This is a genomic window from Alkalihalobacterium sp. TH-98, from assembly GCF_057473385.1.
The window spans coordinates 21,173-42,829 of the sequence record NZ_JBYCKM010000053.1; the positions used below are offsets into that span (position 1 = coordinate 21,173).

Annotated in this window: 24 protein-coding genes; 4 read left to right on the forward strand and 20 right to left on the reverse strand. The window is 36.1% G+C overall.

What is annotated here, in order from left to right:
* Window positions 1-139: 139 nt before the first annotated feature.
* On the forward strand, window positions 140-1,018 hold the full coding sequence (locus AC2VNP_RS20435; RefSeq protein ID WP_486919096.1) for a radical SAM/SPASM domain-containing protein: 879 nt from the start codon (window positions 140-142) through the stop codon (window positions 1,016-1,018).
* Between the two features lie 80 nt (window positions 1,019-1,098).
* Here the strand turns inward: AC2VNP_RS20435 and AC2VNP_RS20440 are convergent, their stop codons facing one another.
* The 3 genes from AC2VNP_RS20440 to AC2VNP_RS20450 all read right to left on the reverse strand — a co-directional run bounded on the left by AC2VNP_RS20440 (window position 1,099) and on the right by AC2VNP_RS20450 (window position 3,280).
* Window positions 1,099-1,740 (reverse strand): class D sortase, encoded by a 642-nt coding sequence (locus AC2VNP_RS20440; RefSeq protein WP_486919098.1) that lies wholly within the window; start codon window positions 1,738-1,740, stop codon window positions 1,099-1,101.
* Window positions 1,730-2,695 carry a processed acidic surface protein gene (locus AC2VNP_RS20445; protein WP_486919100.1) on the reverse strand — a complete coding sequence of 322 codons (966 nt, stop codon included), beginning with the start codon at window positions 2,693-2,695 and terminating at the stop codon, window positions 1,730-1,732. The genes AC2VNP_RS20440 and AC2VNP_RS20445 overlap by 11 nt, the downstream gene beginning before the upstream one ends.
* 204 nt (window positions 2,696-2,899) lie before the next feature.
* Complete coding sequence (locus AC2VNP_RS20450) at window positions 2,900-3,280, reverse strand: PilZ domain-containing protein (protein WP_486919101.1); 381 nt, start codon at window positions 3,278-3,280, stop codon at window positions 2,900-2,902.
* A 373-nt stretch (window positions 3,281-3,653) separates the two neighbouring features.
* Here AC2VNP_RS20450 and AC2VNP_RS20455 point away from each other — a divergent pair, with 373 nt between their 5' ends.
* Complete coding sequence (locus AC2VNP_RS20455) at window positions 3,654-5,117, forward strand: ATP-binding protein (RefSeq protein WP_486919102.1); 1,464 nt, start codon at window positions 3,654-3,656, stop codon at window positions 5,115-5,117.
* 166 nt (window positions 5,118-5,283) lie between these two features.
* On the opposite strand, the gene AC2VNP_RS20460 is transcribed toward AC2VNP_RS20455, so the two are convergent.
* From AC2VNP_RS20460 to AC2VNP_RS20490, 7 genes are all read right to left on the reverse strand, one after another.
* Complete coding sequence (locus tag AC2VNP_RS20460; protein WP_486919104.1) at window positions 5,284-6,411, reverse strand: MBL fold metallo-hydrolase; 1,128 nt, start codon at window positions 6,409-6,411, stop codon at window positions 5,284-5,286.
* 45 nt (window positions 6,412-6,456) lie between these two features.
* Window positions 6,457-6,852, reverse strand: a complete 396-nt coding sequence (locus AC2VNP_RS20465; protein ID WP_486919105.1) for a DsrE/DsrF/DrsH-like family protein — start codon at window positions 6,850-6,852, stop codon at window positions 6,457-6,459.
* 33 nt (window positions 6,853-6,885) lie between these two features.
* The gene (locus tag AC2VNP_RS20470; RefSeq protein ID WP_486919107.1) at window positions 6,886-7,119 is read right to left on the reverse strand and encodes a glutaredoxin family protein; all 234 of its coding nucleotides are present in this window, start codon (window positions 7,117-7,119) and stop codon (window positions 6,886-6,888) included.
* A gap of 115 nt (window positions 7,120-7,234) precedes the next feature.
* Complete coding sequence (locus AC2VNP_RS20475; RefSeq protein ID WP_486919109.1) at window positions 7,235-7,594, reverse strand: rhodanese-like domain-containing protein; 360 nt, start codon at window positions 7,592-7,594, stop codon at window positions 7,235-7,237.
* A 90-nt stretch (window positions 7,595-7,684) separates the two neighbouring features.
* Window positions 7,685-7,945, reverse strand: a complete 261-nt coding sequence (locus tag AC2VNP_RS20480; protein WP_486919110.1) for a metal-sensitive transcriptional regulator — start codon at window positions 7,943-7,945, stop codon at window positions 7,685-7,687.
* A gap of 91 nt (window positions 7,946-8,036) precedes the next feature.
* Complete coding sequence (locus AC2VNP_RS20485) at window positions 8,037-8,396, reverse strand: YidH family protein (RefSeq protein WP_486919111.1); 360 nt, start codon at window positions 8,394-8,396, stop codon at window positions 8,037-8,039.
* An 88-nt stretch (window positions 8,397-8,484) separates the two neighbouring features.
* On the reverse strand, window positions 8,485-9,621 hold the full coding sequence (locus AC2VNP_RS20490) for an MBL fold metallo-hydrolase (RefSeq protein ID WP_486919113.1): 1,137 nt from the start codon (window positions 9,619-9,621) through the stop codon (window positions 8,485-8,487).
* Between the two features lie 255 nt (window positions 9,622-9,876).
* Here AC2VNP_RS20490 and AC2VNP_RS20495 point away from each other — a divergent pair, with 255 nt between their 5' ends.
* Window positions 9,877-10,299, forward strand: a complete 423-nt coding sequence (locus tag AC2VNP_RS20495) for a YgaP family membrane protein (protein WP_486919114.1) — start codon at window positions 9,877-9,879, stop codon at window positions 10,297-10,299.
* A 138-nt stretch (window positions 10,300-10,437) separates the two neighbouring features.
* Here AC2VNP_RS20495 and AC2VNP_RS20500 read toward each other — a convergent pair whose 3' ends face one another.
* From AC2VNP_RS20500 to cdr, 8 genes are all read right to left on the reverse strand, one after another.
* Entirely contained in the window at window positions 10,438-11,577 is a 1,140-nt protein-coding gene (locus tag AC2VNP_RS20500) for a sensor histidine kinase (protein ID WP_486919116.1), read from the reverse strand.
* Window positions 11,567-12,289, reverse strand: coding sequence for a response regulator transcription factor (locus AC2VNP_RS20505; RefSeq protein ID WP_486919117.1), 723 nt, complete (start codon window positions 12,287-12,289; stop codon window positions 11,567-11,569). The genes AC2VNP_RS20500 and AC2VNP_RS20505 overlap by 11 nt, the downstream gene beginning before the upstream one ends.
* Before the next feature lie 88 nt (window positions 12,290-12,377).
* The gene (locus tag AC2VNP_RS20510) at window positions 12,378-13,034 is read right to left on the reverse strand and encodes a peroxiredoxin family protein (RefSeq protein WP_486919119.1); all 657 of its coding nucleotides are present in this window, start codon (window positions 13,032-13,034) and stop codon (window positions 12,378-12,380) included.
* 18 nt (window positions 13,035-13,052) lie between these two features.
* On the reverse strand, window positions 13,053-13,763 hold the full coding sequence (locus tag AC2VNP_RS20515; protein WP_486919155.1) for a cytochrome c biogenesis CcdA family protein: 711 nt from the start codon (window positions 13,761-13,763) through the stop codon (window positions 13,053-13,055).
* Window positions 13,756-14,418, reverse strand: a complete 663-nt coding sequence (locus AC2VNP_RS20520) for a hypothetical protein (RefSeq protein ID WP_486919120.1) — start codon at window positions 14,416-14,418, stop codon at window positions 13,756-13,758. Before AC2VNP_RS20520 ends, AC2VNP_RS20515 begins: the two co-directional genes overlap by 8 nt.
* 183 nt (window positions 14,419-14,601) lie before the next feature.
* Complete coding sequence (locus tag AC2VNP_RS20525) at window positions 14,602-16,170, reverse strand: ATP-binding protein (protein ID WP_486919122.1); 1,569 nt, start codon at window positions 16,168-16,170, stop codon at window positions 14,602-14,604.
* Window positions 16,145-16,525 (reverse strand): ATP-binding protein, encoded by a 381-nt coding sequence (locus tag AC2VNP_RS20530; RefSeq protein ID WP_486919123.1) that lies wholly within the window; start codon window positions 16,523-16,525, stop codon window positions 16,145-16,147. Before AC2VNP_RS20530 ends, AC2VNP_RS20525 begins: the two co-directional genes overlap by 26 nt.
* A gap of 259 nt (window positions 16,526-16,784) precedes the next feature.
* Window positions 16,785-18,734, reverse strand: coding sequence for a CoA-disulfide reductase (gene cdr, locus AC2VNP_RS20535; protein WP_486919125.1), 1,950 nt, complete (start codon window positions 18,732-18,734; stop codon window positions 16,785-16,787).
* Window positions 18,735-18,986: 252 nt separating this feature from the next.
* Between cdr and AC2VNP_RS20540 the strand changes: the two genes are divergently transcribed.
* A complete protein-coding gene (locus tag AC2VNP_RS20540) occupies window positions 18,987-19,700 on the forward strand; it encodes a DUF421 domain-containing protein (protein WP_486919127.1) in 714 nt (237 codons plus the stop codon).
* Between the two features lie 160 nt (window positions 19,701-19,860).
* On the opposite strand, the gene AC2VNP_RS20545 is transcribed toward AC2VNP_RS20540, so the two are convergent.
* Both AC2VNP_RS20545 and AC2VNP_RS20550 read right to left on the reverse strand, forming a co-directional pair.
* A complete protein-coding gene (locus AC2VNP_RS20545; protein ID WP_486919129.1) occupies window positions 19,861-20,424 on the reverse strand; it encodes a flavin reductase family protein in 564 nt (187 codons plus the stop codon).
* A 204-nt stretch (window positions 20,425-20,628) separates the two neighbouring features.
* On the reverse strand, window positions 20,629-21,525 hold the full coding sequence (locus AC2VNP_RS20550; RefSeq protein ID WP_486919131.1) for a hypothetical protein: 897 nt from the start codon (window positions 21,523-21,525) through the stop codon (window positions 20,629-20,631).
* Window positions 21,526-21,657: the final 132 nt, after the last annotated feature.

Consider the following 21,657-nt stretch of genomic DNA (forward strand, 5'->3'; position numbering starts at 1 on the left):
TTCATTAGCTTAGGTAACCAATTATTTTCCACAACTAAACATTTCTCTCTTCTCTATTGGATTTGGTATAATAATAAGCATGCATATTAGGCAGGTCTGCTTCCCCAACGTTGATTAGAGAAGAAGAGAGGAAAAACGATTGAAAAAGTTTAAGAAATTTTATTTGGAAATTACGAGTGTTTGTAATCTCGCTTGCAGCTTTTGCCCTCCTACTGAGAGGCAAAAACAATTTTTATCGGTAGATGATTTTTCAAAGCGATTAGATCAAATTAAACCTCACACAAACTATATCTACTTGCACGTCAAAGGTGAACCATTACTTCATCCGAAAATTGATCAACTACTTGACATTAGTCATGAAAAAGGGTTTAAAGTCAACATTACAACGAATGGGACGTTATTGCGTAAAGCGAAGCATAAAATTATAAATAAGCCAGCCCTAAGACAAATGAACTTTTCCTTGCATAGCTTTGATGGACATGAAGGATCAACAGACAGAGAAGGTTATGTAGGTAGTATTTTAGATTTCATTAAAGAAGCAACTGCTCAATCAGACTTAATTGTTTCGTTGCGATTGTGGAACTTAACCGAGGATAACTTGACGAACATTCAAAAAGAGCGAAACCGCGAAGTCCTTGAAATCATTGAAAAAGAATTTAACCTCGATTATAAAATTGAAGAAAAAGTGGTACCTGGCACCGGTGTAAAAATAGCGGAGCGCATTTATCTAAATCAAGATATTGAATTTAAATGGCCGAGCTTGCACGAGGAAGAAGACGACGGTAAAGGTTTCTGTCACGGGCTTCGAAATCAAGCGGGAATACTAGCAAACGGTACTGTTATTCCATGTTGTCTCGATGGAGAAGGAATTATTAATTTAGGAAATATTAACGAGGCGAATTTCTCTGATATTATTGAAGGAGAACGAGCGAACAATTTGTATGACGGCTTTTCACGCCGTGAAGCTGTCGAAGAATTATGCAGAAAGTGCGGCTACCGAACACGGTTTGGTGCATAGTTTAAATTAAATAAAAGCGTAATTAAAGGGTGGAACTCCTCCACCCTTTTCTATTGACTCTATCTATATTCAAACACGAGTCATTGTGGAGCGATTAAATCAGCTATAATTACAAAACGCTTTGGTGCGTGTCCAACAAAGCCAAAGGGATAGCAGGTAATGACCGTTAAGGTGGCTTTCGGTTTAGGTGCAAGGGCAGTTCGGTTTTCTTTATCTACAATTCGTATTTTTCTTACTAAATACGTAAATTTTCCTGCTTCTGTTTCAACGATGAACTGATCACCCTTTTCAATTTTCCCCAAATGACGAAACACGGTATCACGATGCCCTGATAGTACAGCATTATTGCTTTCACCGGGTAGTGCTGTCCGTTCTACATGCCCAATACCTTGTTTAAGCTGCTCCTCTCTTGTGCCATAAAAGATTGGTATCCTTGCTTCTAGTTTAGGAATAATGAAGTAACCGTAATTCTCTCCACTAACAGGTCGAGTTTTTTCTCGTCTAGTTGGTTCAACAACAGGCATTACTTCTAAATTTGTGTCAGGATCTGGACTAGGTCGAGCGGTTTCAGTCATTTCAACAGGTATCTGCTCTACTGCAAAAAATCCTTTCAAAAACCAGAAGCCATTCCAACTCATAACACATAAACCTGTAAAGAATAGAAGAAGAATGATGAGGTTTAGGCCCATCATTCTTCCTGTTTTGAAAGATCTAATAATCATGTCTAATTCCCTTACGACGGAGACCTATATATAGCACAGTTGCCAATAACGAAAGGAATAAACCAATGAACATATTTGTAATGTAAGGAGAAGCGGTTTCAGGCATCTTTTCTCCCAGTGGATGTTCATGAGCTAAGTGCGGAAGTACAGGTAACATATTTCCTATATCAGATAGTAATTGCGAGTCAAATATATTTTCATCTATCGATAAATCTAACAGCAAGTTTCCTTCATCATCGTAAAATTCGATAACGAGTATATTTCCATCTAAGCTTTCCCTATCTAATAAGGCTAAAAGCGAAGTGGCTTCCCTATGTCCATTTGCTTCTAGATAAAATGATGCTGTCATCTTAAAGGCAGCTAACATATCGTTGAATATAGAAGCAATTTCCTGTTTCTGTTGTTCGGTTAACTCTGTAACCTCCGAAAAATCACCCATTTCTAACAGCCTCGCCTCTATTGCGGCCATATGTGCTTCTATTGTTTCTTCATCTAACTTGCTTAAATGTAAAAAAAGCCGGTCCAGCTCCTCATCTGTTATTCCTAACTGTTCAAAAAAGCCAGTGACTTCATCTAGTTCATTACTGTATGTAAGGTAAAAGTCAATTGCTGCGTCTAAGTCTTCTAAGAAATAGTAGTCTTGAGGAGAGTCACCATGTTCGATGAGTAAAATTTCAAGTTCGTCAAAAGACATATTATACTGATTTAAAAGCTTTTTGCGGTTTTCAGCAGTTATGGGCGTTCCTACCCATTCTTTTAACTCTTCGAAAGTTCCGAAGTCATTTATCGACATCTCGAAGTAGTTTTGTAAATAGTCCTCTAAGTCTGACTTGGTCCAACCAATGGGTGAAAGATATTGCTCGATGACTTCTTCATCAATTTGTGCGAAGGTGACAAGAGGTAGTTGGACACTGACCATCATTACAATGACGAATAACGCCAGTGCTCTTCTCATAAACATTCCTCCCTACTTTGTTTACGAATGGATCGATTGGCTATAGGGTTTGATATAAATTTGAAAAATATACCATCTATTTAATTATGTTAGTAAGCCGACTGGTCACTATACAGTGAATTCCAAGTAATAAAATAATAAAAAAGAACAAGGCTCCTTACTCCCTTGTTCTCTCTCTTTTATGTTACTTATATAATGGTGCAGTTACTTTTTAAGTTGATCCTTTGCAAATTTTTTAAGCTCATCCACGATTGTTTTTTCCATTCCGAGCGTTAAGAACTTAATTCCATACAAAGAGCCATAAACATCTTTTTTCTCCCAAACGACTTCACCGACCATAACAAAAAGTTCGGTAGATAACGTAAAAGTCACTTCGACCTGTTCACCATTTTTTAAATTGCCAGCATCCTCTTTACTGCAACTTAACTGTAGGCCATTCGGACTAATATTGTTGATTTCCCCTTGAAACGGTGCTGATTTAATTTCTATATCATGAACATTAGTTATGTGCCTGTACTCGCAGCCCAGTGGTTTTCCGAAGTCATACCTAAAGGCTTCATTTCGTTTGTATCTTTTGTCTCCCATTTTGAGTCCCCCAATTTTTTAATAGAACAAGAACATATAAGTAATTGGCTTTAGCATGTTTTTACATGAGCCAAACAAATAACATTTCCCATTATCTCTATTTTTCAACCCATTTTATAAGTGAATTTATATATAAAATCGACAGGAAATGACTAGAATAGTACTATTATACCTTTCTTTTTATTCGCAGGAAGAAAAAAATGTAACAAATTTAATAATAAAAAATGACGATTATAGTGGAAGCTTTGCCTATCCTAGGTATGATTAAAATGCTAAGATAATATAAAAGTATTAGTACAAAACTTTCCTATAAGGAGTTAGTATGTTGTGGAAATCGTTCATTAGATCAAAAAAGAATGTGCTTGTCTACTTGATGATTACAATCATACCTACGATAACGGTTAGTCATGCTTTAGCTTTACAAAAAGTTCAAGTGACTGAAAATCATTATATGGATCTAACCGAAAATTACGCTCATCTCCATGCGCGTCATATTGACCGCTTTATTGGAGAAACGGTTAGTAGGATTGATATGTTAGCTACTCTGATTGAAATTAATCCGGATGATTTAAGTAATGTTGAAGAAATACTAAAGAGAACCCGAGATAAAGACATCCGATTTTCGGGCTTTTATTGGTCCAATCCGCAAGGCGATATATTGATTGGAACAAATGAACTTACTAATCCAATAAACATAGCAGACCGTGAATATTTTCAAGAAGCAATAGAAACAGGACAATACACCATTTCCCCTGCCCACATTGGCCGTGTCACAGGGCGCTTTATCATAACCATTGCTACTCCAGTTATAAACAATGGAGAAATGCACGGAGTTCTATTAAGTAGTTTGAGAATTGATAAGATAGAGGAATCTGTTATTATGCATAGTGAAGACGAAGCGGTTTTAGTAATAGACGATACGGGACAATTGATCTTAGACACTGGCTTCAACCTGGCTAGGAACGGAACGTATAATTACACAGTAGAAATCGACAAAGTACCTTGGAGGATCCAAGCTCAGATAGAAACGACAGATGAGAATTTGTATGCTAGGGCATTTTTTACAAACGTATTAATCTTATTTATTTTCACTCATATCTTATTTTTGTTAATTCAATATTCTTTGCTGAAAAGACAAATTAAAATTGAAAAGAAACAAAATGAACTGCAAAAAATTGAATTAGTTGAAAACTTAGCAGCTAGTACAGCCCATGAAATACGAAACCCGTTAACTGGGATTAAGGGATTGGTTCAGCTTTTAAGTGAGAAATATAATGATGAAAAAGATCAACTTTACTTTAATGTCATCCAACAAGAAGTCAATCGGATCAACGCAATCGTAAGCGAGTTACTATTACTAGGAAAACCCACTGCTCATAAATTAAACACGTATTGTGCCAACGATATTATTAAAGAAATAGAGCCAATCATTCATTCTGAAGCTAATATAAATAGTGTTGACTTATCTATACAATTTGCCAACGATCAACTTCCTATATCGTGTGTAAAAGATCACCTTAAACAAGTGCTATTAAATTTAATAAAGAATGCTTTAGATGCGGTAAATGAAAATGGTGGTCAAGTAAGGATCTGTTTAGAAAAGAAGGGCACGAATTGCTTCATTAAAGTTGCTGACAATGGTGTAGGTATGCCTGAAGACGTATTAATACGTGTATTTGATCCTTTCTTTACAACGAAAGAAACAGGGACAGGTTTAGGTCTTGTAGTCTGTAAGCGAATTGTTCAATCATATGGAGGAAATATAAAAATTGCTAGTACGGTTGGCAAAGGAACTGACGTAGAAATAACACTTCCCTTAGTTACGGATGAGAATTAGCACGCAAACGAAATGCCCTTCCCTCTTGCAGCAGGGAAGGGCATTTGTTATGTTGGTAATAGCTTTACCCTTTTCTCCTTAAGAATTTCAACACAACATAATCTTCAAGATCACTTAAAAATTCATGACCACCCGTTGCCTAAATCCTTAAATTTAGTATATCTATTTAGCGAACTGCACAACGGTTTGGTCCGATTTCCATTTCACGCTTTTCATCTTCGTTCGGGTTAATTTTTCCCATATTTGTTTCACGGATTTCTTGGTACGCATTCGGTTGTGGTGGTAAGTTTTCAGTAACAATTTTTCTGAACTCTTCTTCATCCGTAATATTGAGACCATGGTTTTTTGCGAATAATGTTCCTAATTTTTCTGATACACTACCGTCATCATTGAGCTCATCGATAATCATAAAGTGAGCTGGTAATACAACTAACTCCTCTGATAACTCACGGTAACGGTTGTAAAGTGACTCTCTTAAGTCTGCTACCCAGTCTTCAGCTTTACCTGCTAAGTCTGGTCTACCGATCGAGTCGATGAATAAAATGTCTCCTGATAGTAAGAACTTTTCATCAATAACAAAAGATGTTGAACCGATTGTGTGACCAGGTGAATAAAGCGCATGAATATTGATCGTAGTATTTCCGATCTTCACATCAGTACCACCTTCTAATGCTTCGTATTCAAAAGTTACTTCTTCTGCATCTTTTGGCGGTAACCAATACGTTGCACCTGTTTGTTCAGCAATTGTACGTCCACCTGAAATATGGTCAGCGTGAAGATGTGTATCAAACACATGCTTAATTGTAACTCCCATTTCCTTTTCAAAATCAGTGTATACATCTGTCATACGCGTGGAGTCAATAATAGCAGCTTCTCCGTTAGAAACGACCATATAAGATAAACAACCTTTTCCGATACGTACAAATTGGTACAGTTCACCACCGTCTGTTAAATCACCAACTTTTACCGGTTCTAAGTGTTCACTCCAAGCTTTCATTCCTCCTTGTAGGTAATAAACGTCTAAACCTTTTTCAGAAAGCATTTCAGCTACCATAATTGAAGAACCTTCTTTTGCACATACCACTAAGATTTCTTTATCAGTAGGAATTTTATCCATAATTCCTTCAACACCATCTAATAAATCAAAATATGGAATGTTGAAATACGCAAAATTCACTCCTTCAATTTTCCAATCTGCAAAGTCTACTTCATTACGAACGTCTAATATAAATAAATCTTCTTTGTTAAAAACCTTTTTCGTTACTTCTTTAGCTTCCATTGCTTTTACAGTCATCTTGAATACCCCCGTCAGTATATTTTTATTTAAAAAAATATAGGATTAAAACGTTAAAGTTACATCAGCGCCTTTGGCAAATTCTAAAAATGTAACCGCTCCACCTACATCAATACCGTCAACGAATTGGTCCTTCTCTAATCCCATTACATCCATTGTCATTTGACAGCCGATCAGTTTCACACCCATTTCTTGGGCCATTTGTACGAGTTCAGGGATAGATGGAACTTGTGCTTTTTCAAAGCCAGCTTGGTAATGTTCTTTTCCTTCAGGCATTGGAAGTAGTTTGTGTGCTTCTTTATGAATTAAGTTTAAGCCTTCAAATGTAAAGAAAATAGCTACTTCTTGATCGGTTGCTGCAGCAGCATTTGCTACGTTAAATACTTTATATGCATCAAATAGTCCACCATTACTTGCGATAATTGCTAATTTTCCACTCATTATAAAATCCTCCTAAAATTGTAATTAGTATTATTATTTATTCAATAGATTAATAATTGAATTTGGATCAAAACCTAACACCCATTGACCATTAATTTCTGTTTGTGGAACCCCATACTGACCAGTTTTTCGAACCAAGTCTTCCATTAATGCTGGGTTCGTTTCTAGATTCACTTCATTAAACGGAATGTTTTGATCCATTAAAAAGTTTTTTAGCATTACACAGTAACGACATGAATTTGTTGTATAAACCGTAATGTTTTTCATTGTAAAAGCCCCTTTCACCTAATTGATTAGAATTTTATACCGTAATGGGTATTTAGTTAAACAAAAATTTTTAGAACTAGTAGGATTTGTTTCGTTGTTATACCTGGTTGTTTATTTAATACCAAGCACTCATGCCTCCTTTAACATTTGTTACCTTTTTAAATCCTAACTTTTTTAACATTTTCGTCGCTTTATTACTTCTCATGCCACTTTGGCAAATAACAACTACTTCTTTTTCCTTCGTTAAAAGATTTACTTTATTCGAAAGGTCATGAAGTGGAATGTTTTTAAATTTTTTTATGTGATTAGAACGGAACTCTCCGGGTGTTCGGACATCAATCAGTTGAACGTCTTTTTTGTTTAACACTTGCTTTAACTCAGCTGTGGTCATCTGTCTAACACCTTTTGCGGGCATGAATTTATTAATTAAAAATAGTACGAGAAATATTGGAATGATATAATTAAAGTACTCCATTCATTTCCTCCTTAACTGTGAATGCATTAGCATTATAACCTTCAACAAATACCTACATGGGTATAATTTAATTTAAAAAAGAACCGCTAACTATCTACTTTTAACCAACATGTTCACAGCTTCTTGGATAAGTGCATCGGTATTTTCTCCCTTTTGTAGTTGCTCTCTAACACAATGTTCGAGATTTGCACTAACCACTACAGCTAATGCTCGGTCTAATGCATTTCTCGCTGCAGATAATTGGACAACAAGATCTTTGCAATCCTTGCTTTCTTCCATCATACGCAAGATCGCTTTGATTTGTCCTTCGACGCGTTTGACTCTATTTTTCATTTGATCGGTATACATCATTGTTATCCCTCCATTAATCTGGGAATGTTACTGATTTATTCTTTACAATTCCTATAATATACCCTACTAGGTATAATGTCAAATCATTTTATTAAATTAAATAATAAATAGCAAACACCAATAAAATGAAACCGATAAAAGTGGTCATAAAAATAATAAGTTTAAAGGAAGAATGGAAGGTTTGTGAATTTATATTTTTTCGATTTCTTAAATATATAAAAGTGGCTAATGCAATCGTTATAAGTCCTAAGATTAAAGAAAATACACTAATAAATATTGCTAATGTTTGGTCATAAATATCAGCAAGAGGGGTATTGTAATGCAATGTTGTTGCTAAAAATCCGATACCAATTATGGCAATAGCCGTTCGAATCCAAGCGAGGTATGTTCTTTCATTGGCTAAATGCTGTTGAATGTATTTTGACTCATGTGTCTCGTTTTTTTCTTTCATAATAACCAGACTCCTCACTAAACGGTATGTATAAAGATTGCAAACTAAGCAATCTTTATTAGCTGTACAATATACTGACCTACGTTAATTAACGAACCGCGCAACGGTTCGGGCCGACTTCCATTTCTCGTTGCTTATCGGTATCTGGGGTTATTTTACCCATATTTGTTTCTCGGATTTCTTGGTAGCTATTTGGTTGGGGTGGTAGATTTTCAGTGACCGTTTTTCTAAATTCATCTTCCGCTTCAATGTTTAAGCCATGATTTTCAGCATATAATGTTCCTAGGCTTTTAGAAATACTTCCGTCCTCATTCATTTCATTGATCCCCATGAAATGGGCCGGCAAAACGATTAGGTTATCAGCTAACTCTTTATAACGTTGATATAGCGTTTGTCTTAAGTCAGCCACCCAATCCTCTGCTTTACCTGCTAAATCAGGTCGCCCAATCGAGTCAATAAATAATATATCACCAGTTAACAGGTATTTATCATCAACGATTAAAGACGTACTTCCGATTGTATGCCCTGGTGAATAGATGGCTTTAATTATAATGTCACCAACTTTTATTTCATTACCATCTTCTAACGATTTATATTTAAAAGTTACTTCTTCAGCATCTTTTGGAGGTAAGTGATACGTTGCCCGGTATTTTTCTGCCAACCCTCTTGCACCTGAGATATGATCGGCATGTAGATGAGTATCAAGAACATGGGTGAGCTTTACGTTATGCTCATCAATCATTTGCTCGAATGGTGCTGTAACCCGAACTGAATCGATGATCGCCGCTTCCCCATTGGACTCAATATAGTAAGACAGACACCCTTTACCGATACGAACAAACTGATAAATAACTCCTCCATTTGTAAGTTCACCAAGTTTAATCGGTTCAAGATGTTCGCTCCACGCATTCATACCCCCTTCAATCGAATACACATTGTCATACCCTTTTTTGGAGATTTGTTCAGCTACGAATTCGGAAGAACCGCCTTTTGCACAAATAACATAAACTGGTTCACCTTTAGGAAGCTTGTCCATGATCGGATCGACGCTTTCAATCAAGTCAAAATAAGGTCGATTTATAACCTCAACGTTTTTCCCTTCTACTTTCCAATCATCAAAATCACCGGTGTTTCGAACATCCAATATAAACAATCGATCACCAGCAATAATTTTTTTAGTCAATTCTTTAACGGAAATTCTTTTTACTGCAGTACTTTGTATCATTAAATACGCTCCATTCTCTCATAGGAATTTAAAAGTGAACTTCAAACTATAACTTCCAAGTGCATAACCTTCTTTCTTAACAAGCTTATTATTATGTATATAGGTTAATAAATACGATGTTATGTTTATGGTTTTAATGGACCTTACGCTAATAATTGTTAGGCTTGCTGTAAATTCCTTATGGACATTAATACCAGAACACGTGGTGTATATCGTTCATCTGTTGTTTCCATAATACGTATTGAGGTGAATCTGATGGCACTACTACCTGCAACAACGATGAGAGTACCTTTGAACACAGCGAAAGAAATCAATGATAGGATCGCTCACGATACACAGAGGACAATTGAAAGCTTTAATCATAAAAATAAAGAAGACATTTTAAAACGGTTAATGCAATTAGATCAAGAATGGGATACGGAAAGAGTATTGGAAACCTCTGCGGGGAGCTTTATGCTAATCGGCACTGTATTGGGATTTACTAAAAACCGAAGCTGGCATTTGTTTTCAGGGGTAATTGGATACTATTTATTACGACACGCTCTGCAAGGTTGGTGTCCACCATTGCCCGTAATTCGGCGTTTTGGCGTTCGCACCCCTTCTGAAATTCAAAAGGAGCGAAATGCACTACTTGTAATGTTAGAGAAAAAGAATTTCCATTCAACATTGAAGAATTAGAAGAAATTTTACAGTATTAGTTTTAAAATTAAATTGTAAAGTGCTCCTTCAACTATAAAAGCACGTTTACTATAAAAAACATTAGGGAAAGCAGTCCTAATGTTTTTTAGTTTATTCGTTTTGCCTTGATCAAACAACCTATGTCTGGGTCGTACTTGCATTGTTAAAATCATATAAATTACTTACCTGCTCTTGCGAATGAGTTAAAGGAAGCGTAAACCAAAACGTATGAATATTATTTTCTGTAGAAAAACCAACTTCGCCGTTATGACTCTCAATAATTTCTTTAACGATCGCGAGGCCTAACCCTGTTCCACCAGAGTTGCGATTACGTGATGCTTCAGCTCGATAAAATCGTTCAAATGGTTGTTCTGGATCGTCAACGCTGATGGGAAGCCCTTCGTTGATTATTTGCAGTTTATAGTGTTGATTATCTACAAACCCCTTTATTTTCATCCACTTCCCTTGATCATACCGATGGACATTTTCAATTAAATTGTAGATTACCTGAAGTAATCCGTTTTTATTCACAAACAGTGTGGCATCACATAATTGAAGATCTACGATGATTTCTTGATTTTTAAACTCCATTTGAAAATGGTGCATCGCCTGTTCCAATAGTGATTTCATCGAAACCCATTCATAATTTGCAGTGTCTCGCTCATGTTCGTTCCACTTATTAATTTGTCGTAATTGCTCAACCAAATCGGTTAAACGAATAGACTCCTCATGAAGCGATTGAAATAATTCTTTATCACCTTTGATGACACCAGTACTTAATGCCTCTAGATAGCCATTGATGTTCGTTAGCGGCGTTCGTAACTCGTGTGCAACATCTCTTGTAATCTTTTCTCTGTTTTCTTCTATCTTCTTCATATAATTGACCATCTCATTAAAGTGTAGCGTTAATTGACCAATCTCATCTTGAGCGGTGTTTTCAGTTAATTGAGGATACTTTCCTTCCATAATCTCTGTTGTCGCATTCGTTAGACTGTGCAGCGGGTCTAGTAATCGAGAAATAAAATAAAAGTGAACAACAGCTGCAATGATGACTGACAATATAACAGCAAATAAAAGATAAGTGTCCATCCCTTCGATAAACGCAAGCCGTTGCTCTACACTAAGAGCATTTTCTTTTTCTATTAAATAACAAGCATAGTCCTTGACTGAGATACCGACTAACCAAATCACCAACCCGATCACAATACTATTGATAAGCGTTAGTTTCCACATTAGTTTGCGTTTTATAACCTGATGTAAAATTCGTTTAAAACGCATCAAATTGATACCCCATCCCTCTAACAGTTTGGATACAATCAGGAGCATCGACTTTTCTTAGCTTTTCGCGAAGGTTCCGCACATGAACATCAATCGTTCGCCACGTAATTTCTTTTTCATCATTTGGGTACAATTCTGCAATCATTTGATCTCTAGACAATACCTGATTCGGGTTTTTCATTAACATATGTAAAAGCTTACACTCATTGTTAGTAAGCGAGAGTTCTTTGCCTACATAATTCACTTCACCTTTGTACGGTTTAATAGTAATCCCTCGATAACTGATTTTATGGCAGCGATTAGCTGTGCGACGAAGCACCGCTTCGACTCGAGCAACAAGTTCTTTAGGACTAAAGGGTTTTGTTACGTAATCATCTGCGCCTATTTTTAGTCCGTTGATGCGATCTGTCTCATCAACTTTTGCCGTAACCATAATAATTGGGCTGTCACTTTTTTTCACCGTCCGAATCCATTGACATACTTCTTCTCCACTGACTTCAGGGAGCATTAGGTCGATAATTGTAAAACAAGGTTCATATCGATCATAATATTCAATCGCTTGCTTCCCGTCCGCTGCTTCCCACACTTCATAGCCTTCTCGTTCTAAATAAACCTTAATTAACTGTCTAATTTTTTGATCATCTTCAACAATTAAAATCGATTTACCTTTCGTATTCACTTTAACCGCCGCCTTCTTAGCTGGTTTGCTCAAGTAACATTTTCTCGTCTTTCATTCATCTAAGTCTCAAAGATTTGTTCAATTAAAATATTACTTTAAACTCTATAAGGAAATCCTGCAATTAATCAATATTTTTTTTGAAGTGTTCCATCATTTCATAAGACATTGGACCAATGACTTTGTGCTGAATTCTTCCGCTTGTATCTATAATATAAGTTGTTGGAATTGAAACCGCTTGATAAATATGACCAATTTCCCCGTCTACATCTAATAAAATAGGAAACGTCAGCTGAAATTCATCCTTTACAAATGGAATGATGTCGTCTGTGTTTCGCTCTAATGTCGTTAGATTAACGGCTAGTATTGTGATGCCGTCATCTTTATATTTCTCAAAAAATTTCTGCATATGGGGCATCTCCGCTCTACAAGGCGGACACCAGCTGGCCCATAAATTAAGGATGACTTTTTGTCCGTAGAAATCAGATAATTTTACAAGTTCCCCGTCTAAATTCTCAAGTTCAAAATCAGGAGCATAATTTCCTTGTTGCAAGCCGACGATTACCTTTTCCTTCGGTTCTTTCTTAACGGCTTTATCCTGTTCGGTTTCTAAGTCAGCACCTTGGTCTATTTCAGTTACAGCATCGTCAGTTACATCTGTTGTTGTCTGAATGACTTGTTCCTCATTTGCGGTTTTCACCCCATCTTCTCCCCGTAAATCCAACAAGCCCCATGTAATTAAACCAGCTAATAAAACAATGACAATGATATTTCGTTTCATAACCAATCGCCCTCTCTTTTAAGAAATAAAACTAAATTGAGCTAACCACGCACTAAGTCTTTGAAACTGTCCAGTAAATAACAGTAATCCAAGTCCAATCAACACCCACCCGTTCATGACACTTAGTTTAGGCAGCCATTTGTTGACGTTTTTTATTGCTTTTAGCGAGTACGTTAATACAAGAGATAAGAAGAAAAAAGGTATACCTAAACCGAGTGAATAGACCGAAAGCATTAACATCCCGCTTCCCATCGTTTCAACTGATGCTGCTAAAAGCAAAATCGACGACAAAACAATGCCTACACATGGTGTCCACCCAAACGCAAAGGCCACCCCAATAATGAAGGCATTTCCAATCCCATCGTTCTTTGTACTGATTTGCACTCTTTTTTCACGCATTAAAAATTTCAACTGCAATAACCCAGCCATTTGTAAACCAAACACAATAATGAGAAATCCACTAATTTTCTCAACTAGATTACGATTATCAAAAAATAATTGACCGATAAAACTAGCAGACGCACCTAGTAAAATGAAAACGATACTAAACCCTAGAATAAAACTGATCGAACGAACCATGACAGTTCTCTTCATCGCATTCACTTTATTATTGTTAAGTGATGAACCTGTTAACGTAGCGATGTAAGCTGGTATGAGCGGAAATACGCAAGGTGAAAAGAAAGAGAGCATCCCTGCTGAGAAGGCAACAAATAAAGATAAATTATCGATCCGTCTCCCCTCCTTTCGTTTTAAAAGTTAGTGTTAGAACAATAATGACAAAAAAGATTACTTGACCAAACGTAAATGATAAAAGAACATCATACGAGGTCGAGAAATTTTGTAAAAAGAATTGTCCTAAACTGTAGATTAAAATGAGCAAAGATAAACGGTGCCATTCTCCCACTGGTTTAACCAGCTTAAATAGAGTAACTAGTAAAAAGAATGCTAACCCGATCTGTCCAGCGTGGTAAAAAAAGCTTAACTGATCTTGATACGTATAAAAAATAACTGAACTTGCTAATAAACCGGCGAACAATAAATCAATGAAAACCGTCAAATTTAATTTATGTTTGATAGATTGGTAATACAAATAAATACACCCAACAAAAAGAGCTAGTATTAGACCTTTTCGTCCGCCATTAAAATATAAGATCCCTAATGGATTCGTAAAAGCATATACCGGATGAAATAATACATAGCTAAGCTTCCAAACGATCCACCCAATTAACACAACATTAAAAATTGAGTCAATTAACAGTTTCTCCTTTAACACACTTCGTTTTAAGCGTAATTTCATGGCAACATAAGCCGCCACAAAACCCACCCCTATAAAGATCCACTTGGTCGGGAGCATAATAGGACCCAGTGAAAAAAACTCCTCCATAATTTCCCTCCTTGTCTCCTCTCTTCAGTTATACAGCGGAAATATTAAGAAACGTTTAAGAAATAAAAAAACGGAACTTCCTTAAGGAAATTCCGATAATTTTTATCATAAAAACATTTTTTAAAAATATAAAGGAAGCAGTGTTCTCTGTTGAACAAATCGAGCAAAAAGTGAATTGGGAAGTTACCTACTTAACTCTTTAAGAGATTCATTATAGTCTTGAATTGCTTGTTGTAAAGTTCCTTTCGTTTCTACTTTTTCATTTAACTCGATTCCTAATTCAACGATTGTATTTGTAATTTCAGGACGGATGCCTGTTAATACCGCTTTACAACCTTGAATGCGGATCCCGTTAATAATTTTAAATAAGTGTCCGAGTACAGCTGTATCTAAGTAAGCAACACCTGATAAATCGATAATAATATGTTTTAAACTTTGGTTATGTATTTCTTCTAACAATTTGACTTGAATATTTTTAGCACGACGTGTGTCAACCGCACCGATAATAGGTAAGATGGCCATCGTATCATATAGTGGGATGATTGGTACATTTAGATCATCAATGAGCTCATTTTGAGATTGAATGAGTTCTTGACTGTATTCCGAAAAGCTAGATGAGAAATGCTTAATGTATGAATCTAAATTATAGTTTACACGTCTTTCAAGTTCGAAAAATTCTTGCAAGTTAAGTTGAATTTGTTGCTCATAATAATTAGCAAGGAAATCCCAGTAAATCTTTCGGACCATTTGAAACCATTCTAAAATAAGGATTAATTCGATATCATGCATCGCCCACTTTTTACCTTGTTCCTTGGCATGCATAATTAAACCGTACTCATTTGCCTCGTGTAAAAATTCAATGACTTTATGGGTCGAATTTAAAATAAATTGATCATTGATTTCGTTATTTTCTTTAATTCTTTCAAACAACTCTCGAGATTGTCTTGTTAGCAAATCGTTGAACACTTCTCTATTCGTTAGATAAAATTCATTAAAGGTTTGCTGTTCTTCATAAACTAAGTTCAATTTCATCACTCCTATACCATTGTTTTGTTGAATTGGAAAATAAATAGTGAAATTTGTTCCTAATCCTACTTCACTCTTTGCTTCGATCTTCCCATGATGTTCGTATATCGTCGAATAAACTTGGGTTAATCCCATTCCCGTTCCCGATTCTTTAGAAGTGAAAAAAGGTGTACCCAGCATATTGATCTTTTCCTCGGGTATTCCGACACCCGTATCAGAAATCGAAACGACTAATTGCTCCTTTTGAATATAATGTTTGATTGTAATCGTTCCAGAGTCAGGGATCGCTTCAAAGGCATTTTTCAATAGATTAAAGAATGCTTTTTTTAGTTGATTCTTTCTTCCGTAAATATTGACATCAAAATTATCAAACTCTTTGATGATCTCAACATTATAAACCTTATCTTGGAAAAGGTAGAGAATCGCTTCTAATTCAGAACAAAGATTAATAAAAGAATAGCCTTCATCATCTAAGTCAGGTTTGGATACATTTAACAGGTTTTGCATCGTAGCCAGTGCGTTTTCTAATTCTTCTGAAGCTATATCAATATATGCGTGCGGGTGTTCCTTTTTTAATAATTGCAGAAAGCCTTTAACTGCAGTCAATGGATTTCTAACTTCATGTGCGATTCCAGCTGCAATTTGACCAACAGAAGCCAGCCGGTCAACCGTAACATCGTCTTTGTCTTCTCTTATTTGGTTAGTCGTTTTTCCATTTAGTAGCAATGACCTTCGTCCCCTTTTCTGAAGTCTCGATTTGGAAGTCATCCAATAATCTCTTTGCACCTACTAAACCTAGTCCTAAACCCTTTTTTTGAAAATCATCTGCTCCTTCTAAAATTTGATCCAATTCCTTAATGCCTTTACCACGGTCTTGAACGGTGACTCTAATTCCTCTCCCGTCAATCATTTCACATATGAATATCCCAGGTTCATTTGTGTGATCCAAAACATTTTGTGTTAACTCTGAAACAGCAACAATTAATTTTTGCAAATCTACTTTTGAAAATGAAAGAGAGTTTGCTAGTATACGAACGGCATTAACAGCTATACGAATATCATGTTCTGATCTAATAGTCATTTTTTTTCTCATACAGAATATTTTATAGTATTCATTCATATTTTTCCAAAAAAACATAGATTTTCTTAAAAATAATCCCAAAGTCCCATTGTCGAAAACTGTCTGTTATCCTATCAATTTCAAGTTAAAGATTTGATATTCCTAAATAATTTTCATAGAATCTAAAAAATAGATAGAACTGAAATTAATCAGATACTATCTATTTTTATAGGACTATAGTTTTGTTATTTTGCTATAATAATATATATTCTTCTGACAGTTACTTCTTTTGGATATATGCCAGGAAGCCATTGTCGTTACTCACTTCTTTTAACAAGGTATGTCCGTTGTGAACACACCAAGAGGATAAGTCTTTAACAAAATGAGAGTCTGTCGCTGAAACTTCAAGCACTTCACCCGTTGTCATAGTCTTTAAGGCATTCACTACACTCATAATTGGACCCGGACATTGTAGACCCGTTGCATCTATTGATACATCAGCTTTAAATTTGTTGTCCTCTGTACATTCCATTCTCGCAACCCCAGCGTCATCCGTAACAACTTTGCAATTTTGGTTATTGGTTGTTTTAAAAACGGAGGAATACGTTTTCCAACCGCCGTCTAAATTTTTCACTACAAACCCATTTTCTTGTAAGATGCGAGAAGCTAAATACCCTCGTAAACCAACTTGGCAATTAACATAAATGGTTTGGTCTTTCGGCAGTTCATCAAGCCGGTTCCGCAACTCATCGACTGGAATGTTGATCGCACCTTTAATAAATCCCATTTCTAGCTCAATCGGGTTGCGAACGTCTACTAAGAAACCACCACTTGCAATAATGTCATCTATTTCATACCATTGTACAGTCTCGATCACTCCGTCCACAATATTAGAAGCTGCATACCCTGCCATATTGACAGGATCTTTTGCTGATGAATACGGCGGTGCATAGGCTAATTCTAAGTCTGGCAAATCGAGTACCGTTAAATTACCTTTAATGGCTGTAGCAATGACATCAATTCGTTTATCAACTCCGTCCATTCCTACCGCTTGTGCACCGTAAATCTTTCCTGTGTCTTTATCAAACACAAGTTTTAAGGCGATCGGAGCTGCTCCTGGGTAATAGCCAGCATGCGATCCGGGATGTACGTGAACGACCTCGTAAGGTATACCTAGTCTTTTTAACGTTTTTTCATTATTTCCAGTTGTCGACACAGTATAATCAAACACTTTAGCAATAGATGTTCCTAGAGTACCATTATACTTGACCTCTTTGCCGTAAATATTATCAGCAACAATACGGCCTTGACGGTTGGCTGGCCATGCGAGTGGGATCATCGTTGGTTGTTCGTTAATATAATCTTTTACTTCAATCACATCGCCAATGGCAAAAATATGGGGATCGTTCGTTTGCAAATAGTCGTTAACTTGAATTCCACCTCGTTGACCAACATTTAATCCAGCGTTTACAGCAAGTTCATTTTCTGGACGAACACCGATGGATAAAATAATTAAATCCGTTTCGATTTCTTTACCAGATTGAGTCACAACTTTTGATCCTTCATTTTCAAAAGACTTCACTCCATCTTCTAAAATAAGTTGAACGCCCTTATCTTCGAGATGGTTATGAATAATCGCTGCCATCTCATAGTCTAGAGGTGCCATAACTTGATTTGCCATTTCCACAATCGTTACTTCTATGGCACGATCATGCAGATTTTCAGCCATTTCTAGACCAATAAACCCACCGCCAACAACAACAGCCCGTTTCGGTTGTTGGAGATCAACATATGATTTAATTCGGTCAGTGTCAGGAATATTACGTAACGTGAAAATTGCTTTTGCCTCACTAAGCCCAGGTATCGGCGGAACAATTGGACGTGCCCCTGGAGATAATATTAACTCATCATAAGACTCTTCGTACGTTTCACCAGTTAGCACATTTTTCACCGTTACATTTTTAGTTTCTCGATTGATATCAATGACTTCGCTTAAATTGCGAATATCTAAGTTGAATTTTTTAGACATCCCTTCAACCGTTTGTACTAACAGCTTTTCACGGTCTTTGATTGTTTCACCGATATAATACGGTAACCCGCAATTGGCAAAAGAAATGTACTCTCCTTTTTCAAACATAACAATCGTTGACGTCTCATCTATTCTTCTAAGTCGTGCTGCAGCTGTTGCTCCTCCTGCAACTCCACCTACAATAACAATTTTTTTACTCATTCTATATTCCTCCCTTTGATTTCGAACAGTTTAATTACCATATAGGGTATATACCTCATAATGTATTTTACATGAACAAATGGAAGAAGTGTGTGACAAAAATCACACTTTTAATTAGGGTAATATGTGAACGTTTTTTAAAAAAACGCTATGAGAAGAACCAAGTAGAATATTTCCAGTCTCATTTGTAAAAAATAAACAATTATAAAGTGAATTTACATGAAAATATGATCAATCATCAGGAGTTAAACAATGGCGGAACATATTGAAGTGATATTAAGATCAGTAATGGCCTTTTCGATCTTATTAATGGGAGCAAGAATATTAGGAAAGCAATTAATATCTCAAATGAATACGATTGATTTTATTGCAGCTGTTTCACTAGGTTCAATTACTGCAAACTTAGCCTTTAATACAACGATTGATATTCACCATTTTCTTCTCGCATTTTTCATCTTTGTTTTTGTTAGTTTTATCACTGCTTATATTTCAATGAAAAATCGCAAGGCAAGAAGACTTTTTGCTGGAGATCCAATCGTACTTGTTCAAAATGGGAAAATATTAGAAGGTAATATGAGGAAAATGCGCTACACAATTGATTATTTAAATCAACAGATGCGTGAGAAAGATGTATTTAATATTGAAGAAGTGCTATTTGCAATTATAGAGCCAAATGGGAACTTGACTGTATTGAAAAAACCACAATACCGACATGTGACAAAACAAGATTTAAACCTCCCTGCTCCTTTTGAAACAAAGTTACCGATTGAACTCATTATGGATGGAGAAATTATTGAAGAGAATTTAATTGAGAATAACCTAAGCAATCATTGGCTTAGCGACGTCTTAAAAAAGCGCAAATATAAGCCGGAAGAAGTCGCTTACGCGGTCCTTGCAGCAAACGGAAATGTTTATATTGATACGTATCATGATCACATCACTTCTCCGATCGATAGAGAGTGGTGAAGGCTAGGCAAAGATATATAATTTATGGCTTGGGTTACCGGATATACAAACCTTAGAACACAGAGTTGAACCAGAACCAAGGGCCTATAAAAACATTGTTTCTTATGATTTTATAGGCCCTTTGAGTCTGCAAAAAGGTCCATTTTAATCAATACAAAGTTTATTCCTCCATGATAGGATGATCTACAAATGTACTATTTTTATCTACACTCGTATACTTAGAACGCCCAATATAAAGAGGAATAGAAAGCTTATCGAAATTAGGTAAGCCATTCTCCTCAAAAAGCTCATTGTCTCGATAAAATTGTACAATGTTTCCTACAAACCAATCATGATCTCCATATGTATTCCGGTCGATTACCTCACACTCGTAAGCAATGTAAGCATCATGTAAAATAGGCGCACCTGTTGCTACCCCTTTTTCAAAGTTCATGTTCCCTTGCTCAAACTTATTGACGTTTGAACCCGAATAAACCCCAGCTTGTTGTATAATATTGGCCTTTTCGAATGGAAGAAAGTTAATAGCGAACTTTCCTGCTTCTTTCATTAAGTGGTACGTATGACGCTCTCGTCCAATCGCAACACCGTAAATCGGCGGTTCATAAGATATGTAGGAATGCCATCCGGCAGCCATAATGTTATTTACACCATTGTTTGAAACGGTTACAAGGGCAACCATTCCAGGGTAACTGTGCATGACTTGTTTATTAATTTCTTGGATCATCTGGTTTTCCTCCTATTTTCTCTCTTTTTTAGCTATTTGTCAGTCTAAAGGTACTCTTACTAGTTTAACGTAAATTCCTAAATCATTAAAACTTCTGACTCGCCAATTCAAAAAGAAAGAGACACCCATCTACCTGATGAACGTCTCTTTAAATTCTAGAAATAATGTTCCCTGCTCGAAAAATTACACTTTTCTAGTGCTACATTAGAAATAAATCACTTTAGGGTATTTGTCCACTTTCACATCAACAGCTAAACGGCTCATTCCAATTGTCATTCTACCTTTGTCCATTGTCGTTAAGCTCGCCATATGCACAAAGCTTGGAACTTGCTCATCAGGGTAAATCGCAACGTTTTCTTTGACTAATTGAATGCGGTCCCAATCGGTTAACTCAATCGTTTCTTCAGCCTGGTCTCTACTCGTATAGTCTGTCGCTTGCTGAACGAGTGGAGTGTGCGTATGCTTTTTTAACTTTTGATACGGATTAGCGAAAATCGTAATATCAAAAATACCTGCTTGCCTAAACGCATTGAGCGTTCGATACACCGCTTGTTCTGCTCCGTTACCGAAATTACCTGGAACGATACAAAGATCCACTTTTAGATCTTGTATATTTTGAACACCAGCCATTAACGTATACATATCCGAGCAAATCACAAAAAGAACTTTTTTCTTTTCGCCGTTAATGTCGATATCAACAGTGTTTAAGTAATCATAGTCACCGACATTGATCGCAGGGAATTTTTCATCGTACTGTTTTCTCTCAAAGGATTGCGGTGTTATTTTCGCTTGTGGGGTATGTACTTCCCCCTCTTTTGTAAAAACGGTTAACGTATTGTAGTTTTTTCCTACTTCTGCATGCGGCAAATCTTTTGGAACGATATTTAAAGTAGTGATGACACTAATTTTTCGCTCAATACAAACCTCTCTTAACTTGGCGAAAGCGGTTTCAGAATGTTCGATTGAATTAGCTACATATTCAGGTAAAACCGCAATCCCACCTTCAGGGACCTCCTGCAATTGTTCCACACAATCTTCTAAAATAGCTGACTCCTTGCTCATCGCATAACTTAAAACGTACCAAGGATGATGTGCATTCATTTTTTCTCCCCCTAAATCTTAATCTACTGTAATATTCTAACATTTATTTACATATATGGGTATACATAATTGACAGTATGTTCTGACATTTTCATAAAAAATAACTTTGCGTAAATACTTTTAATAGGAGGT

Excerpts from the sequence above, each read along its gene's own strand:
- AC2VNP_RS20480 (WP_486919110.1), bottom strand. The coding sequence starts at position 7,945 with ATGATGTATACCGATCAAATGAAAAATAGAGTCAAACGCGTCGAAGGA.
- AC2VNP_RS20450 (WP_486919101.1), bottom strand. The coding sequence starts at position 3,280 with ATGGGAGACAAAAGATACAAACGAAATGAAGCCTTTAGGTATGACTTC.
- AC2VNP_RS20545 (WP_486919129.1), bottom strand. The coding sequence starts at position 20,424 with ATGATCCAAGAAATTAATAAACAAGTCATGCACAGTTACCCTGGAATG.
- AC2VNP_RS20500 (WP_486919116.1), bottom strand. The coding sequence starts at position 11,577 with ATGCGTTTTAAACGAATTTTACATCAGGTTATAAAACGCAAACTAATG.
- cdr (WP_486919125.1), bottom strand. The coding sequence starts at position 18,734 with ATGAGTAAAAAAATTGTTATTGTAGGTGGAGTTGCAGGAGGAGCAACA.
- AC2VNP_RS20440 (WP_486919098.1), bottom strand. The coding sequence starts at position 1,740 with ATGATTATTAGATCTTTCAAAACAGGAAGAATGATGGGCCTAAACCTC.
- AC2VNP_RS20460 (WP_486919104.1), bottom strand. The coding sequence starts at position 6,411 with ATGACTGTAAAAGCAATGGAAGCTAAAGAAGTAACGAAAAAGGTTTTT.
- AC2VNP_RS20530 (WP_486919123.1), bottom strand. The coding sequence starts at position 16,525 with ATGACTATTAGATCAGAACATGATATTCGTATAGCTGTTAATGCCGTT.
- AC2VNP_RS20495 (WP_486919114.1), top strand. The coding sequence starts at position 9,877 with ATGGCACTACTACCTGCAACAACGATGAGAGTACCTTTGAACACAGCG.
- AC2VNP_RS20475 (WP_486919109.1), bottom strand. The coding sequence starts at position 7,594 with ATGGAGTACTTTAATTATATCATTCCAATATTTCTCGTACTATTTTTA.
- AC2VNP_RS20490 (WP_486919113.1), bottom strand. The coding sequence starts at position 9,621 with ATGATACAAAGTACTGCAGTAAAAAGAATTTCCGTTAAAGAATTGACT.
- AC2VNP_RS20455 (WP_486919102.1), top strand. The coding sequence starts at position 3,654 with ATGATTACAATCATACCTACGATAACGGTTAGTCATGCTTTAGCTTTA.
- AC2VNP_RS20465 (WP_486919105.1), bottom strand. The coding sequence starts at position 6,852 with ATGAGTGGAAAATTAGCAATTATCGCAAGTAATGGTGGACTATTTGAT.
- AC2VNP_RS20510 (WP_486919119.1), bottom strand. The coding sequence starts at position 13,034 with ATGAAACGAAATATCATTGTCATTGTTTTATTAGCTGGTTTAATTACA.
- AC2VNP_RS20540 (WP_486919127.1), top strand. The coding sequence starts at position 18,987 with ATGGCGGAACATATTGAAGTGATATTAAGATCAGTAATGGCCTTTTCG.
- AC2VNP_RS20485 (WP_486919111.1), bottom strand. The coding sequence starts at position 8,396 with ATGAAAGAAAAAAACGAGACACATGAGTCAAAATACATTCAACAGCAT.
- AC2VNP_RS20470 (WP_486919107.1), bottom strand. The coding sequence starts at position 7,119 with ATGAAAAACATTACGGTTTATACAACAAATTCATGTCGTTACTGTGTA.
- AC2VNP_RS20445 (WP_486919100.1), bottom strand. The coding sequence starts at position 2,695 with ATGAGAAGAGCACTGGCGTTATTCGTCATTGTAATGATGGTCAGTGTC.
- AC2VNP_RS20550 (WP_486919131.1), bottom strand. The coding sequence starts at position 21,525 with ATGAATGCACATCATCCTTGGTACGTTTTAAGTTATGCGATGAGCAAG.
- AC2VNP_RS20520 (WP_486919120.1), bottom strand. The coding sequence starts at position 14,418 with ATGGAGGAGTTTTTTTCACTGGGTCCTATTATGCTCCCGACCAAGTGG.